Origin of the sequence: Protofrankia sp. Cas3 (assembly GCF_963555955.1) — a bacterium.
Classification (GTDB): domain Bacteria; phylum Actinomycetota; class Actinomycetes; order Frankiales; family Frankiaceae; genus Protofrankia.
This window is the reverse complement of record NZ_CAUVXP010000280.1, coordinates 2,489-4,192: the sequence shown is the minus strand read 5'-3', so window position 1 is coordinate 4,192 and position 1,704 is coordinate 2,489. Positions and strand designations below refer to the sequence as shown.

The window sequence follows — 1,704 nt, the reverse complement described above, 5'->3', positions numbered from 1 at the left end:
CCAGGTAGGTTCCAGTCCGGTCACACAGCCAGGACAGGCCATCGTCGGTGGCATCAGCATCGGTATGCCCAAGCACGGCGCTGACGTGAGGCAGATAAACCCGCCAGGTCGGCCAGGCGTTCAGGTTCCGGATGATGTCTTCGGGCAGTATCTCGCGGAGCAGCCGTATCAGGGTGCCGGCCCGCACCTGTCGTACCTCACCGCTCATGGCCCGGCGGGTCGCGGCCTGGACCAGCCGGTGCACATCCACCGTGTCCCGGTCACGGCGGGCCAGGCTGTAACCGACCAGCGCGCCGACCGTAGCCGCCCACACCGCCCGGTTCCCGGCCGCCTCTTTCAGCGGCCCGTCATCCAACCCGGCCGGATCGGCAAACAAGCCCAGAGGGATCTTCTCCGGGTCGCACAGCGCCCACAGTTCCAGCAGTTCCACCGAGGCCGGGCAGTCAATACGCAGCCGCTGTAGGGACAGGTCCCACAGCACCCCAACGGTGACCCCCGGCCGGTCAGCCACATCCCCTTCGGTGAGCATGTCCCCGAGCTCGTCGGCGAGTAGGTCGGCGTACTCGCCCGGTGGGGTACCGGTCTGATCGAGATAGCCGGCGGCCTGCTCCACCGCCAACGGCAGATCCCCCAGCAGCGCACAGATCCGATCGGCGACCGTCGGCTCCAACACCGGGAACCGGTCCGTGAGCATCTGCATCGACTCGGCACGGCGCATCGTGGAAACCGTCACGGTCACACCGAGTGCGGTCAAACCCCGCCGCCGCGACGTCACCAGCAGCCGGCCCGCCCCCGACGACGGCCGAAGCCCCTTAATCATCGTGATCGTGTCAGGATCATCAGCATTGTCGAACACCAGCAACGACCGGGGTTCGCGCGCCCACGCCGCCACCACCGCGGCCGGCTCCGCATCCACCGACAACCTCACCGCCGGGGCCAACCCGGCCAGATACCCGCCGATCAACTCCGGCTTCTCAGCCGGCACCCAACCCACCCGATCGAACCCGTCGGCATACCGGTGGATGTACTCGACCACCAGCGCGGTCTTCCCGACCCCGCCCATCCCCGCCACCGCGGTCACCGCCACCGACCCCGACGCCAACCGGCCGTGTATCTCGCCGAGTAGCGCCTCACGGCCCACGAAATGCGCCAACCGGGCCGGCACATTCCACATCACCGGCAGATCCGGCGGGAACACCGGACCACCCACCGCCACCCCCATATCAGCCAGGCCACCGGGGAAGTCCGGTTCCGTAGCCGGCTTCCCCCGCTCGCCCGCGGCAGCAGCGAGCACCACACGGCGTGCCACGTCCTGACCGACACCGAACAGGTCAACCGAGACAAGCTGGGCGAGCAGACCCGGCCGCGGGCACTCCTCGATCCGGAACACCAGCAGCTTCCGCGCCCGACCCAACGGATCCGCTGCCCACGCCGCCTGCCACTCCGGCGCCGCGTACGCCGACGTCAGATAGGCCGCCGACAGCACCGCGACTGTCCGGGCTGCATGCTCGGTCGTCTGGTGCATCTCCTCGACGAAGTGCGACCCGGCACCGAAATCCCACGCCTGGATCACCACCCGATAGTCGGCGGCCTCCAACGTCCAGGCGATCCACTCCGCCCAGGCGCGGTCCACCCCGGTGTACGACACGAAGAAGTCCGGGTCGGTAACCTCACTGCCCCCCACGGTCACCCGGTCAGCATGTC

General features: G+C 68.8%; 1 protein-coding gene. It reads right to left on the bottom strand.

Going from position 1 to position 1,704, the window contains the following annotated elements; translation table 11 throughout:
• Positions 1-1,690 (bottom strand): TIR domain-containing protein (locus U9983_RS27095; protein WP_322756731.1); only part of this gene is annotated, 1,690 nt, incomplete at its 3' end.
• Positions 1,691-1,704 lie beyond the last annotated feature (14 nt).